This window comes from Dongia soli, assembly GCF_034044715.1.
GTDB classification, from domain to species: Bacteria; Pseudomonadota; Alphaproteobacteria; order Dongiales; family Dongiaceae; genus Dongia_B; species Dongia_B soli.
The window spans coordinates 119,032-133,384 of record NZ_JAXCLW010000003.1 but is presented as its reverse complement, the minus strand read 5'-3'; the positions used below and the strand labels follow the sequence as shown (position 1 = coordinate 133,384).

At 60.6% G+C, this 14,353-nt stretch carries 16 protein-coding genes; 6 read left to right on the top strand and 10 right to left on the bottom strand.

Going from position 1 to position 14,353, the window contains the following annotated elements:
* Positions 1-356: 356 nt before the first annotated feature.
* Entirely contained in the window at positions 357-1,259 is a 903-nt protein-coding gene (locus SMD27_RS12765) for a DMT family transporter (protein WP_320508786.1), read from the bottom strand.
* A gap of 154 nt (positions 1,260-1,413) precedes the next feature.
* Here SMD27_RS12765 and SMD27_RS12760 point away from each other — a divergent pair, with 154 nt between their 5' ends.
* The 4 genes from SMD27_RS12760 to SMD27_RS12745 all read left to right on the top strand — a co-directional run bounded on the left by SMD27_RS12760 (position 1,414) and on the right by SMD27_RS12745 (position 3,109).
* Complete coding sequence (locus SMD27_RS12760) at positions 1,414-1,854, top strand: NADH:ubiquinone oxidoreductase subunit NDUFA12 (RefSeq protein ID WP_320508785.1); 441 nt, start codon at positions 1,414-1,416, stop codon at positions 1,852-1,854.
* Positions 1,855-1,981: 127 nt separating this feature from the next.
* On the top strand, positions 1,982-2,440 hold the full coding sequence (gene mlaD, locus SMD27_RS12755; RefSeq protein WP_320508784.1) for an outer membrane lipid asymmetry maintenance protein MlaD: 459 nt from the start codon (positions 1,982-1,984) through the stop codon (positions 2,438-2,440).
* 16 nt (positions 2,441-2,456) lie between these two features.
* Positions 2,457-2,696, top strand: a complete 240-nt coding sequence (locus SMD27_RS12750; protein ID WP_320508783.1) for a hypothetical protein — start codon at positions 2,457-2,459, stop codon at positions 2,694-2,696.
* Positions 2,693-3,109: a DUF2155 domain-containing protein gene (locus SMD27_RS12745; RefSeq protein ID WP_320508782.1), complete on the top strand. Its 417-nt coding sequence runs from the start codon at positions 2,693-2,695 to the stop codon at positions 3,107-3,109. The genes SMD27_RS12750 and SMD27_RS12745 overlap by 4 nt, the downstream gene beginning before the upstream one ends.
* On the opposite strand, the gene aat is transcribed toward SMD27_RS12745, so the two are convergent.
* From aat to SMD27_RS12715, 6 genes are all read right to left on the bottom strand, one after another.
* Complete coding sequence (gene aat, locus SMD27_RS12740; protein ID WP_320508781.1) at positions 3,046-3,714, bottom strand: leucyl/phenylalanyl-tRNA--protein transferase; 669 nt, start codon at positions 3,712-3,714, stop codon at positions 3,046-3,048. The genes SMD27_RS12745 and aat overlap by 64 nt on opposite strands.
* Positions 3,715-3,965: 251 nt before the next feature.
* The gene (accC, locus tag SMD27_RS12735) at positions 3,966-5,306 is read right to left on the bottom strand and encodes an acetyl-CoA carboxylase biotin carboxylase subunit (RefSeq protein WP_320508780.1); all 1,341 of its coding nucleotides are present in this window, start codon (positions 5,304-5,306) and stop codon (positions 3,966-3,968) included.
* Positions 5,307-5,339: 33 nt separating this feature from the next.
* Positions 5,340-5,780: an acetyl-CoA carboxylase biotin carboxyl carrier protein gene (gene accB, locus SMD27_RS12730; protein WP_320508779.1), complete on the bottom strand. Its 441-nt coding sequence runs from the start codon at positions 5,778-5,780 to the stop codon at positions 5,340-5,342.
* The gene (gene aroQ / locus SMD27_RS12725) at positions 5,780-6,238 is read right to left on the bottom strand and encodes a type II 3-dehydroquinate dehydratase (RefSeq protein WP_320508778.1); all 459 of its coding nucleotides are present in this window, start codon (positions 6,236-6,238) and stop codon (positions 5,780-5,782) included. Before aroQ ends, accB begins: the two co-directional genes overlap by 1 nt.
* A 157-nt stretch (positions 6,239-6,395) precedes the next feature.
* The gene (locus SMD27_RS12720) at positions 6,396-7,241 is read right to left on the bottom strand and encodes a DsbA family protein (protein WP_320508777.1); all 846 of its coding nucleotides are present in this window, start codon (positions 7,239-7,241) and stop codon (positions 6,396-6,398) included.
* A 105-nt stretch (positions 7,242-7,346) separates the two neighbouring features.
* On the bottom strand, positions 7,347-8,738 hold the full coding sequence (locus tag SMD27_RS12715) for a M48 family metalloprotease (protein ID WP_320508776.1): 1,392 nt from the start codon (positions 8,736-8,738) through the stop codon (positions 7,347-7,349).
* 102 nt (positions 8,739-8,840) lie between these two features.
* Between SMD27_RS12715 and SMD27_RS12710 the strand changes: the two genes are divergently transcribed.
* Positions 8,841-10,550 (top strand): gamma-glutamyltransferase, encoded by a 1,710-nt coding sequence (locus SMD27_RS12710; RefSeq protein WP_320508775.1) that lies wholly within the window; start codon positions 8,841-8,843, stop codon positions 10,548-10,550.
* A gap of 51 nt (positions 10,551-10,601) precedes the next feature.
* Positions 10,602-11,750, top strand: a complete 1,149-nt coding sequence (locus tag SMD27_RS12705; RefSeq protein WP_320508774.1) for a pyridoxal phosphate-dependent aminotransferase — start codon at positions 10,602-10,604, stop codon at positions 11,748-11,750.
* Here the strand turns inward: SMD27_RS12705 and SMD27_RS12700 are convergent, their stop codons facing one another.
* From SMD27_RS12700 to SMD27_RS12690, 3 genes are read right to left on the bottom strand one after another with little or no spacing between them, the layout of a single operon-like run.
* Complete coding sequence (locus SMD27_RS12700; RefSeq protein ID WP_320508773.1) at positions 11,751-12,542, bottom strand: methyltransferase domain-containing protein; 792 nt, start codon at positions 12,540-12,542, stop codon at positions 11,751-11,753.
* On the bottom strand, positions 12,535-13,167 hold the full coding sequence (locus SMD27_RS12695) for an alpha/beta fold hydrolase (RefSeq protein ID WP_320508772.1): 633 nt from the start codon (positions 13,165-13,167) through the stop codon (positions 12,535-12,537). The genes SMD27_RS12700 and SMD27_RS12695 overlap by 8 nt, the downstream gene beginning before the upstream one ends.
* Positions 13,164-14,351, bottom strand: a complete 1,188-nt coding sequence (locus SMD27_RS12690) for an aminotransferase class I/II-fold pyridoxal phosphate-dependent enzyme (protein WP_320508771.1) — start codon at positions 14,349-14,351, stop codon at positions 13,164-13,166. Before SMD27_RS12690 ends, SMD27_RS12695 begins: the two co-directional genes overlap by 4 nt.
* Between the last annotated feature and the right edge of the window lie 2 nt (positions 14,352-14,353).

Here is a 14,353-nt window from a genome sequence, read left to right as displayed (position 1 = left end):
TTCAGCTGCTAGGGGTAAGGGACTGTTGAAAAGGCGCTAAATCTTGACAGACAGTCAGCGCCCACACCCAGATATTGGGCGAAAACGGCAGCGGGCTGCAAGCAGGAAATTCAAGAACTAGTCATTCTTTTGGGTTGACGCCACTGGATATTGTGCTCCCCCAGGGAAACCGCCGCGTCGCGACCGAGAAGCCTCGAAAAATGGGCGTTAATACAGGTTAAGATCGAGAATAGGTAGATTTCTCTAATTGAAACAAGTGGTTGCCAGGTGAGGAAAACATGGTGCGTCATCCGAACATCCCGCAATGTCATGCTATAGTTAGACAGACATACTTGCTTTCGCCACAATCCCTAGTTTCAGCCGCGTCCGGCGCCGAGGAGAGAAGAGAGAGCGAGAGCGCCCAGGATAACGCTCATGCCAATCCATTGGGTCGGATGGGTCGGTTCGTGCAGGATCAGCATGGCGGAAATGGTGGCAATGAACGGCTCCAGATTCATCATGATGCCGGTCTGCGATGGCGGCAGAAGCTGGACGGCGATGAAGAAGGTGGAAAAACCAAGGATGTAACAGGCCGAGGCGGCGATGGCACCGAACCAGGCGAGGCCGCCGGCCGGAAGCACAAAATCGCCGAGCAGGGAGCCCATGCCGGGCACGGCGATCAGACCGCTGAAAATCAAGGCCATCCAGACATTCATCCAGAGATTCATCGTAAGCGGCGAGGCGCCACGCATAGCCCGGTTGCCGGAGACGACGGCGATGGCAAGGCCGGTGGCACCCATGAGAACCAGCACCACGCCGCGCCAGTCTGAGGCGCTGCCGATCGATTGGGAGGAGGCGAGCACCACACCGCCGAAGGCCGCGAACATGCAGGCGATCTTCGTCACGGATGGCTTTTCCGACCGGATCGCTAGGGAAAGAAGCATGGTGATGATGGGAAAGGTGTAGAACAGCACAACCTGCAAGCCGACGCTGATATAGGCGACCGAGCCCAGATAGCCGATGGAATTCATCAGCATGCCGATGGCCATGATGCCGGCGCCGCAAAGTTGCCGGGTGGTAAGACGCAGCCGCCGGCGCCGGATCAAGTGATAGGCGCCGATCACGACGACAAAGCTGGCAAACCGCATCCAGACCAAAGTGGTCGGCGTGGCGCCGCTTTCATAAGCCAGCTTGGCGAAGGTCGAAATAATGCTGAGCGAGGCACAGGCGAGTAGGATCAGGCATAATCCGGCCCAGTATTGCCGGCGGCTTGCCGCCATCGAATCGGTCGTCAGGATCTGGCTCCTCGCAGATAAGGCCGCCACCATAACCGAGCCGCCGGACTGCGCCAACGACCTCACAGCATAAGGTGGCAGCCAATGGGAGGCTTATCGTACCAAGTATCAAGTTCTTGTTTCACAAGGAAGATTGGCGGTGACCCTCACCTTGTCACGGGCCTTGCGCACCGGTATAGTGCGCGCCGGAATCGTAACAGCTTCAATTTTCAGGGTTTGGCGCGAGATGTCATTCGGCACCCGTCTTTTCACGATGTTCTACGGCGAATTGGTCGGTACGGACGAATTCGGCAACAAATACTATATCGACCGCCGGACCAAGGGTCAGAAGCGGGAGCGCCGCTGGGTTATCTATAACGGTTCGGTGGAAGCCAGCCGCGTGCCGCCGGTTTGGCATGCCTGGTTGCATCGCACGACCGTGACGCCACCGACCAGCCAAGCTCAGCGGAAAACTTGGCAAAAGCCCCATCAGCCGAATCTAACGGGTACGGATCACGCTTATTTCCCGGATGGACATGCCGTCATGGGTGGCCAGCGGGCCAAGGCGACCGGGGATTATGAACCCTGGGTTCCGAATTGAGCCGTTAGCGGCGATCGATGTTGGGTTGCAACCCGTTCAGTGCGTGTAGCCCACAACGCGATCCTCTGACGCATCGTCATCGCGACGGCGGCATACGGGAATCGCATCAGGTGATTAGGGGTAAAGTATGCAGCGCAACGTTCTGGAAACCGTCATGGGCGCCGTCGTCCTGATTGCCGCTATTGGTTTCCTCTATCTCGCCTCGATCACGGTCGGCTACCGCGAAGCCAGCAACGGCTATGATCTTGTGATGCGCTTCGATCGCGGCGCCTCTGTCAGCCCGGGCACCGATGTGCGCATCGCCGGCGCGAAGGTCGGCACTGTCGTGTCGAAGAGCTTCGATGCGGACAACTTTCAGGCGGTGGTGACGGTCAACATCGACGCCAAGATCAAGTTGCCGAGAGATACCTCGGCGATCATCACCAGCGACGGGCTTCTGGGCGACAATTATGTACTGCTGGAAATCGGCGGCGATGATGAAACCTTGAAGCCAAATGAGCAGATCACCCATGTGCAAGGCGCGCTCAATCTTGCCGATCTCATCAACAAATTTGTGGTCGGCGGCTCGGGCAGCAAGCAGAACTGAAGCGATGGAATAGGCTATGGCTGGCCGCCAGCCGAAGAAACAATCTTTCGAACCGCCGCTCTGGCGCCAGCCGGACGGCAAGCCGGTTTCCTGTGTCGAAAAGATCAAGGTCCTCAACCAAAACCTGACCGAATTGCAGCAGATGGCTCAGGATCTGGTCGAAGACGCCATCCTCATGGGCTGTGACGAGACGCAGATCCGGGCCGTATTGGACCAGATGATCGCCGGCCTCAAGAACCCCTATCGAAAGTCATGACGATGTTCGGATCGCTTGTTCGGCCGGCCTTGGGCGCCATTCTCCTGCTATTGGCCGCGACGGCTGCCGGGCCTGCATCGGCCATCCCGATGAATGAAGCGGTGTTGCAGGCGCTGGACAAGATCACCGCGCGGGTCTCGCGCATTACCGTGCCGGTCGGCGGCACGGTGACCTTCGGATCGCTGCAGATCACCGCCAAGGCCTGCGACAAACGCCCGCCGGAGGAGACGCCGGAAAGTGCGGCTTTTCTCCAGGTCGTCGAAGTGAAGCCCGGCGAGGCGCCGGCCAGCCGATTCTCCGGCTGGATGTTTGCCTCCAGCCCGGCCCTCTCGGCCATGGAGCATCCGGTTTATGATCTTTGGGTGCTCGATTGCATCAACGCCGACAGCGCCCCCTCGGGCAATTCGGAATAGAATCGCGCCGGCAGGGCCATCGCGGCGTTCAATTGCTGGCGGTACTCGTCGCGGCCGATTTCGATCGCCCCGAAACGGGCTAGATGCTGGGTGACGAATTGCGTATCCAGCAGGCCATAGCCGCCAGCCTTCAGCCGTGCCACCAGATGGACCAGGGCGACCTTGCTGGCATCGGTCTCGCGGCTGAACATGCTCTCGCCGAAGAAGGCGCCCCCCAGCGAGATCCCATAGAGGCCACCGACCAGGCGCCCATTGGCCCAGGCCTCGATGCTATGAGCATGCCCCAGTACGAAAAGCTGGCGGCATAGATCGAAGATCGTATCGTTGATCCAGGTCTGGCGGCGACCCGGGGCGGGTGCCGCGCATTGCTCCACCACGGCGGTGAAAGCGCGGTCGCAGGTAATCTCGAAATCGCCGCGCCTCAAGGTTTTCTTCAGGCTTTGCGGGACGTGGAAGTCGTCCATGGGAAGGATGCCGCGCTGTTCGGGGTCGATCCAATAGAGATCCGGATCGTCGCGGCTTTCGGCCATCGGGAAGATGCCGATTGCATAGGCGCGCAACAACATGCCGGGGGTGATTTGTGGCGTCGAACGCCTATTGGACATCCCAGCCTCCGCCGTCAAAGCGCGTCATGATGGCTCGTAGTTTAGCCGTCGTGAATGAACACGCCTAGAGCCGGATCGATCCAAATTGAGTCACTTTGTAGTGCTCTTGGCAAAGCTCCGCAGTGTGTGAATTGTTGCCGCCCAACACTTTAGCTTTCAGGCGCGGGCCGAACCGCCGAGTAAAGAAAAGAGCGGACCGATGCTGGCCCGCCCTGTTCGTTGCAGTTACTTGAACGCCGTCGTCGGATCCCTCAAGTCAGGCCAACGAATTTCTCTAACCAGCGGATGTCGTAATCGCCGTTGATGAAATCCGGCGCCTGGATCAGGCGCTGATGCACGGGGATCGAGGTCTGCACCCCCATAATGACGGTTTCCTCAAGAGCGCGGCGCAATCGCATCAGGCATTCGTTGCGGCTGCGGCCGTGGACGATCAGCTTGGCGATCAAGCTGTCATAATTGGGCGGCACCCGATAACCGGAATAAAGCGCGGAATCGAAGCGCACGCCAAGACCGCCGGGTGCATGGAAGTCGGTGATCTTGCCCGGTGAGGGCACGAAGGTATCGGGGTTTTCCGCATTGATCCGGCACTCGATCGCATGGCCGCTGATCTGTATTTCCTGCTGCGTGAAACCGAGCGGCGCACCCGACGCGACGCGGATCTGCTCACGTACCAGATCGATGCCGGTGATCATCTCGGTCACCGGATGCTCGACCTGTAGACGGGTATTCATTTCGATGAAATAGAACTCGCCGTCCTGGAACAGGAATTCGATGGTGCCGACACTGCGGTAGCCCATCTTTCTCATGGCCGATGTGGCGATCTCGCCGATCTGCCGGCGCTGGGCTTCGTTGAGGGCAGGCGAGGGCGCCTCTTCCAGCAGCTTCTGGTGACGGCGCTGCAACGAGCAGTCACGCTCGCCGAGATGCACGACATTGCCGTGATTATCGGCCAGGATCTGGATCTCGATATGGCGCGGATGGGAGAGGTATTTCTCCATATAGACCGCGTCATTGCCGAAAGCGGCCTTGGCTTCGGCGCGGGCCATGGAAAAGGCCTGGGCCAGTTCCTCGGCGTTGTTGGCGACCTTCATGCCTTTGCCACCGCCGCCGGCGGCTGCCTTGATCAGCACCGGATAGCCGGTCTTCTCGCCCACCACGCGGGCATCCGCCTCGCTGCGGATCTCGCCATCGGAACCGGGTACAACCGGAATCCCCAAACGGATCGCCGCGTCCTTGGCCTGCACCTTGTCGCCCATCAGGGCCAGGTGTTCCGGCGAGGGGCCGATGAAGGTGAAGCCGTGCTCCTCCACCATGGCCGCGAATTTGGCGTTCTCAGACAGGAAACCGATGCCAGGATGAATGGCGTCTGCGCCGGTGATCGTGGCGGCAGATATGATTGCCGGCATGTTGAGGTATGAATCGCGCGACGGTGCCGGCCCGATACAGACGCTTTCATCCGCTAGCCGCACATGCATGGCATCGGCATCGGCGGTGGAATGCACCGCCACGGTGCGTATACCCATCTCGCGGCAGGCACGATGAATGCGAAGCGCGATCTCGCCGCGATTGGCAATCAGGACTTTTTCGAACATCTCGCTTCGTCGTCCAGTTGCTGGTGGCGGGGCTTATTGAATGACCAGGAGCGGTTCGCCGAATTCGACCGGCTGACCGTCCTGAATATGAACCTCGGTGACGGTGCCGGCATTAGGCGCCTGAATCGGGTTCATCACTTTCATCGCTTCGATGATCAGCACGGTCTGCCCCTTCGACACCCGGTCTCCGACCTTGACGAAGGGCGCCGCATTCGGTTCCGGCGCCAGATAGGCTGTGCCGACCATCGGCGAATTCAAAGTGCCGGCGGCGGGCTGGTCGCTCTTGGCCGGTGCGCTAGTGGCCGCAACTGCGGCAATCGGCGTGACCGGAACGGCCGGCGCGGAAGTGCTGATGCTGCTGTTCACCCGAATTCGCTGGCCGTTATTTTCATATTCGATCTCGGTCAGGCCAGTTTCCTGCAGCAGTTTGGCCAGTTTGCGCACCAGGACATCATCGACGTCGAACTTGCTCATCAGCGGTCTTTCTTATTTTTAAGGATCGTCGCCAAGGCATCGAGCGCCAGGAGATATCCCTGGGCGCCCAGCCCACAGATCACACCGCTGGCGGCCTGGCTGACATAGGTATGGTGACGGTAGTCTTCCCGCCGAAAGATGTTGCTGAGATGCACCTCGATCACCGGCAATTCGGCGATCAGCAATGCATCCAGCAGGGCGATCGAGGTATGGCCATAGGCGGCCGGATTGATCACGATTGCGGCCGCGTTGCCGCGCGCCTGCTGTATCCAGGTGACCAATTCGCCTTCGAGATTGGTTTGACGGAAATCCAGGCTGAGACCTAATTCCCGGGCGCGCTGTTGGCAGGCGCTCTCGATGTCCTGCAAGCTATCCCGGCCGTAAATTGATGGCTCGCGAACCCCCAACATATTGAGGTTCGGTCCATTCAAAACCAGGACATGCGGCAGAGTGGCCAAAATGATTGCTCCCAATCGGCTTAAGCTTGTCCTTATAACGACCGACGCCGCAGGCCGCAAGAAAACCGGCGGCAGGCGCTAAGAAGATATTATTCCTATTCGGCCGAGCTGAGCCAGTCCAGGAAAGTGAGGCGGAAGGGGCGAGCAAGGCGGCGGATCAGCTTTTCTGATCCCGAGCCTTGCTGACCAGTTGCTTCATGTCGTCGAGGGTGATTGCGCCCGGCACCTTTTGGGTGCCGATGATGAAGCCCGGCGTTCCGTCAATGCCGAGTTTGTCGGCCATGGCACGATTGGCTTCGATCTCCGCCATCAGGGCCGGGTCCGTCATATCCGATTGCAGCTTGTCGGTATCGAGGCCGACATCCTTGCCGATCTGGACCACGACATCCTTGGTGAAGGCCCCCCGGTGTTTCATGGCGGCCTTATGGAATGCAGAATATCTGCCTTGTTTGTTGGCAGCCAACGCCGCCAGGGCAGCGACTTGCGAATCCGGCCCAAGGATCGGGAATTCCTTGAAAACCACCCGGACGTTGGGATCGTCTTCGATCAGTTTGATCACATCGTCGGCTACGCGCTTGCAGTACGGGCATTTGTAGTCGAAGAACTCGACCATTGTTACATCGCCCTTGGGATTGCCCAGCACTGGCGATGAAAGCGAATTGAACAATTGCTGCTGCTGGCTGGCGATGGTGGTCTGGAAATCTGCATCCTTGGCAGCAGCCTGTTTCTGCTGCAGCCGGCCGACGGCCTTGACGATGACTTCGGGATGATCGAGCAGATATTGCTCGATAATCGGGCCAAGCGCTTCGGCATTCAGAACTTGGCCACCAGGCAGGGTAATGGCGGGAGAAGATTGCGTCGGCGCCGCCTGATTGGAGCCGGCTGATTGAGCTTGAGCCGAAGAAACGAGGGCGCGAGACGTCGCGCCGCTGTAATGCATGACGCCATAGCCGGCGGCCAGGGCAAGCATGAAACAAATAATCAGTCCGGCGAAACGTGTCATCGGTATCTCTTCGCTAGGGCGGCCAGCGCCTGGTCAATGATGTAAGTTAGGTATCGTTTGCAACACGACTGCGCATCACGATTTCGTGTCGTCGGCCGGTGAGACTCAGTCATTGTCGTTTTCCGACACGCCGAGGATATCCTGGGCCCGTTGCCAACTGGGTGATCCCATCGGCAGGCCGTCCATCGCTTTGTTGGCGAAGTATTTCGCCTGCTTCTTCTTACCGCGCGCCAATTGCTCTTCGGCCTGCGCCAGGGCCGCTTCCGGCAGGTTGCCGGCACGGCCCTGCGCAACCGCCATGAAGCGCCACGAAGAGGCGTCGTTCGGCTCGAGCCGGGTCGCTTCGTTGAGATTGGCGATGGCCGATTTCAGGTATTGGGGATCCTCGGTCTCGAGCATTACCTGCGCCACTTCCTGACGCAGCAGCGGTTCTGTGGGTTTCAGGTCCAGGGCCTTCTTATAATAAGGCAGTGCATCCTTGATGCGGCCATTCTGGAACAGGATCTGTCCTTTTTGCTCCAGAAAGAAGGGATCATTCGGCGCATCCCGCAACAAGCTGTCCATCTCGTTGAGCGATTCCGGCAAGCGTGAAACGCGGAACAGCGCGATAGCACGGGCATAGCGTGCCGGTACCGACTGATCGCTTGTTGGATATTGCTGCAACACCTGATTGAGCGGCTTCAGGAAGCCGACCAGCTTCGCCACCATGCGGTCATGCATGATGTCGAATTCCGCTGGTTCCTTGTCATTGCTATAAGGCGACTGATCGACATGGGCTTGGACGGCATCGATACGCTCGGGCACCAAAGGGTGGGTTTGCAGGTAGGGATCCTGATTGGCACCAAGCAGGGCCATTTCGCCTTCGAGAATCTGGAAGAACTCCAGCAGGCCGCGCGAGGATTGGTGCGTGGCGTCGAGGAATTTCATACCGGCTTGGTCTGCGGAAGATTCCTGGGTGCGGCTATATTGCAGGAAGCCACGGCGCGTTATGTCCTGGCCCAGCATGACCGCGCCGGCGCCCACACCCGCATTCCCCGCCGCGACACCGGCGCCGATACCGGCGACCAAGCCGATGATCGATTCGATTGTACGATTGCGCAACTCGTCCTGAAGGCGCGCCAGATGCCCGCCGGCCATATGACCGGTTTCGTGGGCAATGACGCCGATCACCTGATTGGCGTTTTTCGATTTCATCAACAGGCCGGTATTCAGGAACAACTGTTGGCCGCCGGCGACAAAGGCGTTGATGCGATCATCATTGATCAGGTGCACCTGGACGAAAGGCGCGTCGAGCCCCGCCGCAGTGAACAGTGGTTCGGCATAGGCGCGAATGGTCGCTTCGATCTCGGCATCCCGAATCAAGCCGCCGGTCGCCTGCGCCTGGGCGGGAATCACGCCGATAGGACCTGCCAACCAGGCCAGAATCAGCGCGCCGGCAATCAGGCGACGGGCAAAAAGACCATTCCAGCCCCGACGACTCGGCGGTCGTCCAGGCACAGGGGCAAAAGCTCTAGGCCGGCCGAAGATCGATCTGTTGATCACATTGCGGATCCTTCATTATGCTCCGCCAAACCGATCGAGGCGCCACAAGCGGAGTGCATGATGTTACCGCGTTATCATAATAGGCTGAGCCGCAGCGGCAAGGCCGCCAGCGAGACCACGACGAACAAGACCCAGCTGGTGGCTGGCGGATCCGTCCGCAAGGCCGGCAAAATACGTCGAAATTGTGGCTTGGGGCTGGTATCTGTCGCTTTGCTCAATTTGACCGCCTGCAATACGGCACCGGTCAACTATGCCGGCGATCTCTATTCGGTTGCCGATTTCTATGGCGGCGTCGTGGCGGATGAGCCTCGCGCGGCGCTGGTCGGACGGGACATTCTGGCAAATGGCGGTGACGCGGCCGATGCGATGGTCGCCATGTATTTTACCATGGCTGTCACCATGCCTTCTGCCGCCTCGCTGGGCGGCGGTGGCGTCTGCATCGCGCATGAGCCGGTAGGGGATAAGAACAAGTCGAACACCCAGGTGATCGATTTCCTGCCGCGCATGGCGGCGGGCGGCAAAGTTGCCGTGCCCGGCAATGTTCGTGGCATGGCGGCCCTTTGGGCCGGTTTCGGCAAGCTGCAATGGGCTCAGCTGGTGGCGCCCGGCGAGAAACTGGCAACCGCGGGCACGCCGGCCAGCCGGGCCCTGGCGAATGACGTCGCTGCGGCGGGACCGATCCTGCGGGACGATCCGCAGATGGCCGGTCTGTTCGTTACACCGGAAGGCCGGCCGCTGGGCGAGGCTGATAATCTGCGGCAGGCGCAACTGGGCGCCGTTCTCGGTCAGATTCGCGCTCGCGGCGCCGGGGCCTTTTATAGCGGGCCCTTGGCGCAACGTCTGGTGGATGCCGCACAAGCGATTGGCGCCCCGCTGACTGTGGATGATCTCCGCGACTTCAAAGCGAGCATGTATAGCCCGCTGCAGGTACCGCTCGGCGATCAGACCGTTTATCTGCCACAGCCGCCGGCATCGGGCGGTGTCACCACGGCACAAATGCTGAATGTCATGGGATCGGCGCCGAAAGGAAAGGACAGCGAGACGCAGTTCCTGGCCAGCGCCAGCATGCGCTTGATGGCCGATCGCAGCAACTGGATGAAGCCTGGGGGGGAGGCGACACGCGAGGTCGCCGATCTCGTCTCGAGCAACCATACCAGCGAGTTGATGTCGGGATATCAGCCGGGTCGTGTCATCGCTGCCTCTGCGCTGGTGCCGCCGGCGCAGAGGTCGCCGGAAAACCCCTGGTCGGTCAACGCGGTCGCCGCCGATCTTAACGGTATGGCAATCGCGTGTACGTTCACGATGAATGCCTTGTTCGGCGCCGGTCGCCTGGCGGGTGATACGGGCATCATTCTGGCGCCGGCACCGAATGACCAGGGTGCCGGCTTCAGTGCCTTGGCCCCGATGATTGTCGCCAACCAGCATAATGGCGAATTCTATTACGCATCGGCTGCCAGCGGCGGTATGCCGGGCGCCATTGCCCAAGCCGTGATTTTGCATCGGGTCATGGGGCAGGACGTTCCCCTGGACAAGGCCATCCTGGCGCCACGGGTGTTTCACAACGGCGAACCGGATAAGGTCTTCTACGAAGATGGTGCGGATGTATCGGCCCTGACCGCCGCGGGCTTCCAGGTGGAGCAGCGCAATGGCCTGGGCCGGGTCAACGCCATCTATTGCCCTGGCGGTGCGCCGACCAAACCGGATAGCTGCGTCATGCGCAATGATTATCGCGGCAATGGCCTGGCGAGTTTCTACTCGAAGCACTGAGTCGCGGGCAAAGCATCTGACAGTGCAGATCGAAGGACGTAATAGAGGGTCATGCTGAAAATCGCGCGACGTGGCGAGGTGGATTCCTTCATCGTGATGGAGGTGATGCGGGAAGCCAATCTCCGCACGTCGCGCGGCGAGGGCATCCTGCATCTCGAAGTGGGCCAACCCTCGACCCCGGCACCGGGGATCGTCCGGGCGGCGGCCGTCGCAGCCCTCGAGTCAAACCGCATCGGCTATACCGATGCCCTGGGGGTGCCGGAATTGCGCGGCGCAATCTCAAGGCACTACAGGGATTTTTACCAGGCCGACATACCGGCGGAACGCGTCGTCGTCACGACCGGTTCCTCGGGCGCGTTCCTTCTGGCTTTCCTCGCCAGTTTCGACCCGGGCGACCGGGTTGCGCTCGCCAGCCCGGGCTATCCTTGCTATCGCAACATCCTGAAGACGCTCGGCATCGATCCCATCCTGCTGCCGATGTCGGCGGACAGCAAATTCCAGCCGACGCTCGATGCGCTGGGCCAGTATCATGGAACGCCGTTCGACGGTCTGATCATCGCCAGCCCATCCAACCCCGTCGGGGCCGTCATCCAGGCAGCTACGCTCGGTGATCTCTCCGCCTATTGCCGTGCACAGGGCGTGCGGCTGATTTCCGACGAGATCTATCACGGCATTACCTTTGGCGCGCCGGCGGCGACCATGGCGTCGATCGATGATCAAAGCATCGTGGTCAACAGCTTTTCGAAATATTTCTCGATGACGGGCTGGCGGCTGGGTTGGCTCGTTCTGCCGCCATCATTGGTTCAACCGGTCGAGCGCCTGGCGCAAAATCTGTTCATCTCGCCGCCGACCTTGTCGCAATATGCAGCAATCGCCGCTTTCGATGCCCATGAGGAGCTTCAGCAAAATGTCCGGCGTTATGCGGCCAACCGGGACATCCTCCTGAACGGTTTACCGGAAGCCGGATTCGACCGGCTGATCGCCACCGACGGGGCCTTCTATGTCTATGCGGACGTCAGCGCCCTGACCGATGACAGCGTTGCCTTCGCCCAACGTATCCTGGCGGAAGCAGGCATCGCGGTGACGCCGGGTGTCGATTTCGATCCCCAGCGCGGCCATCACTTTTTGCGTTTCTCCTTCGCCGGCGCGACCGAAGACATGGCGGAAGCCGTTCGCCGTCTGAAAAACTGGCGGAAATAATCAGAGGCGCTGCAGGACCAGGGTCACGATCTGGTAGCTGACGGCGACCCGGTCGCTCGCATCCATTTGCTTTAGGACCCGCCGTAAGGCACCGGGAGAAAGCGGTCGGCTACCGGCCGCGGGAAAATCCGCACCGATCAGGCGCAATGATTGCAGAAAGTCCAGGGCTGTCGGATGATGGCTGACAAGCAACTCCTCGCGAGTGAGATAAACTCTCGTGGCGGCAGACAAGTCTGCGGTCAGCCGCTCGACGGTTGGATAAACCGGCGTTGCCGCGACGAGGCCCAGCTTCGCATGAACCGCATGCCATTCTTTGAATGTTTCGCGGCCCAGCGTCGTGACGGCAAGATATCCGCCGGGCCGCAAGGCCGCTGTCAGCCGTGCCAAGCTCTGGGGCAGATCACGGAACCATTGTACGGCGAGGTTGGCGCAGACGAGATCGAAGCTGCTATCGGCAACGGCCGGCAGCTCGCCATCCATCGCGACGAAACGATAGACATTCGCGGCGTCATGTATGCGATTAAGCGTCAGCCGGTCCCGGCAAGCGGCAGCCACGGCAGGCGCGATGTCGCTGATCATGGCTTGCATCTTTGGAAACTGCCGATGTAGCTGTCTGGTCAGGGTGCCCGGACCGCAACCGAGCTCCAGCAACTGAGGCGCATCGGGCAAAGGCAAAGTCGCGATGATCGCCACAAGATCGGCCGCGCTGCGCCGTTGGATATCGGCCGCCTGGTCGTAGGTCGGCAATGCCTCGGCAAAACGCTGGGCGATTGGGCGGGCGATGTCAGCCATGACCGGCACTATCCCAAATCTGCCGAAGTTGCGCGGCAAGCCAGGCTGGATCCTGCCGCGGCAAAGCATGGCCTGCGCTCTCATGCCAGAGTAGGTCTTCGCCGGCGAAAGCCCGCATGGTCATGGCCGGCGAGACGATCGCATCTGCCTGGCTGGCGATGACGCTGAGCGGGCCGTCGAATGCAGCAAGCCGATCGCGTTCGTCCCAATCCTGCAACCAGCTCAACCCTGCGGACAATCGAGATGTCTCGGCTGGTTGCGTGGGACCGGCCGCACCGCAACGTTGCCAAAAATCATCGAGGACCGCTGCCGGTTGCCGCTCAAATTGCTGGCGCATGCGGGTAAGCAGGCGAGGAGCGACGCCAGGCTGGAAATCGGCCGTCTCCGTGAAGCGGGAAAAAGCATTCACGGCGACAAGCGCTTTGCAGATCGGCAGGGCCTGGCGCAGCAACCAGAGAAAGCCCAGAGAATGGCCCACGCCGATACAGGTTTCCCGTGGCAACTCCGTTTGCACCTGGCCGAAGAAACCGAGATCGATCCGCCGGATCGGCAGTCCGGCCAATCGATCCGCCACCTCGTCCCAGATGGTGGCATCATAACCCCAGCCGTGAACCAGCAAGATCATGACGATCGGCCCAATTTGGTAATTGCCGCGATCAATCGGTCGAGATCCTCTTCGCGATGCGCCGCGCTCAAGGAGAGTCTAAGGCGGCTTTGGCCGGCGGGGACCGTGGGTGGGCGGATGGCGATGCCCAGAAAGCCGGCTTCTTCCAATTGCCGCTGAGCCGCGAGCGTGTCGGCGGCTTCTCCGAGGATGACCGGTACGATCTGTGTGTCGGAGCGGCCGGTTGCCAAGCCCGCCGCACAGAGGGCGCTGCGTAATCGGTCCGCCTGACGATGCAGGTGCGCGCGTTCTGCCTCCATCTGCGGAACCAGATCGAGCGCCGCATCGAGAGCGCCAAAGACGGCAGGCGGCAGGGCCGTCGAATAGATAAAGCCGCTGCACCGGGTGACAAGATAGTCGATCAGCGTTTGAGACCCAGCGATATAGGCGCCATAGCCGCCCAGCGCCTTGCCCAGGGTGCCCATGACGATATCGATCCGGCCGGGTATGGTCGCGGTAAGGCCGCGACCCTGCGGTCCCAGCACGCCGGTTGCATGCGCCTCGTCCACATAGGTGATGGCGCCGTAGCGTTCCGCAAGATCGGCCAGAGCGGCGAGGTCGCAGCGATCGCCATCCATGCTAAAAACCGACTCGGTCACGATCAACCGTGGACCGGATTCCGTTGCTTCCTTTCGGAGCAAGCTTTCCAGATGGTTGAGATCGTTATGGCGGAAGCGGATTTGGCGCAGTCCCGCAGCGGCCAAACCATGATGCAGGCTCGCATGATTGAGGCGGTCGGCGAAGACCCGGACCGGACCTTGCACCTGCAGCAGCTCGATCACGGCTGGGAGAACCGTGGCATTCGCCTGAAAGCCGCTGCCCAGAACGAGTGCCGCCTCGCTGCCTTTGAAGGCGGCAAGACGCTGCTCCACCTCACGGTATTTTTCATAGGTGCCGGTCACCAATCGGGATGCTGCAGCGCCAGTCCCGAGACGCTGGGTCCAGTCGATCGCCGCGGCGATAAGCCTGGGGTGCTGCACCAATCCCAAATAGTCGTTGGAGGAAAAGTCGATCAGTTCGCGGCCGCTCTGATCGGTCAAGCGCAGGCCATTGCGGCGAAAACCGCGTAGCCGGCGCAGGCCGTTTTCCTGCGCCAAAGTCTGTAGCTTGGCCGTCAGCAGCGTATCTAGGACTGGCGATGTCATCT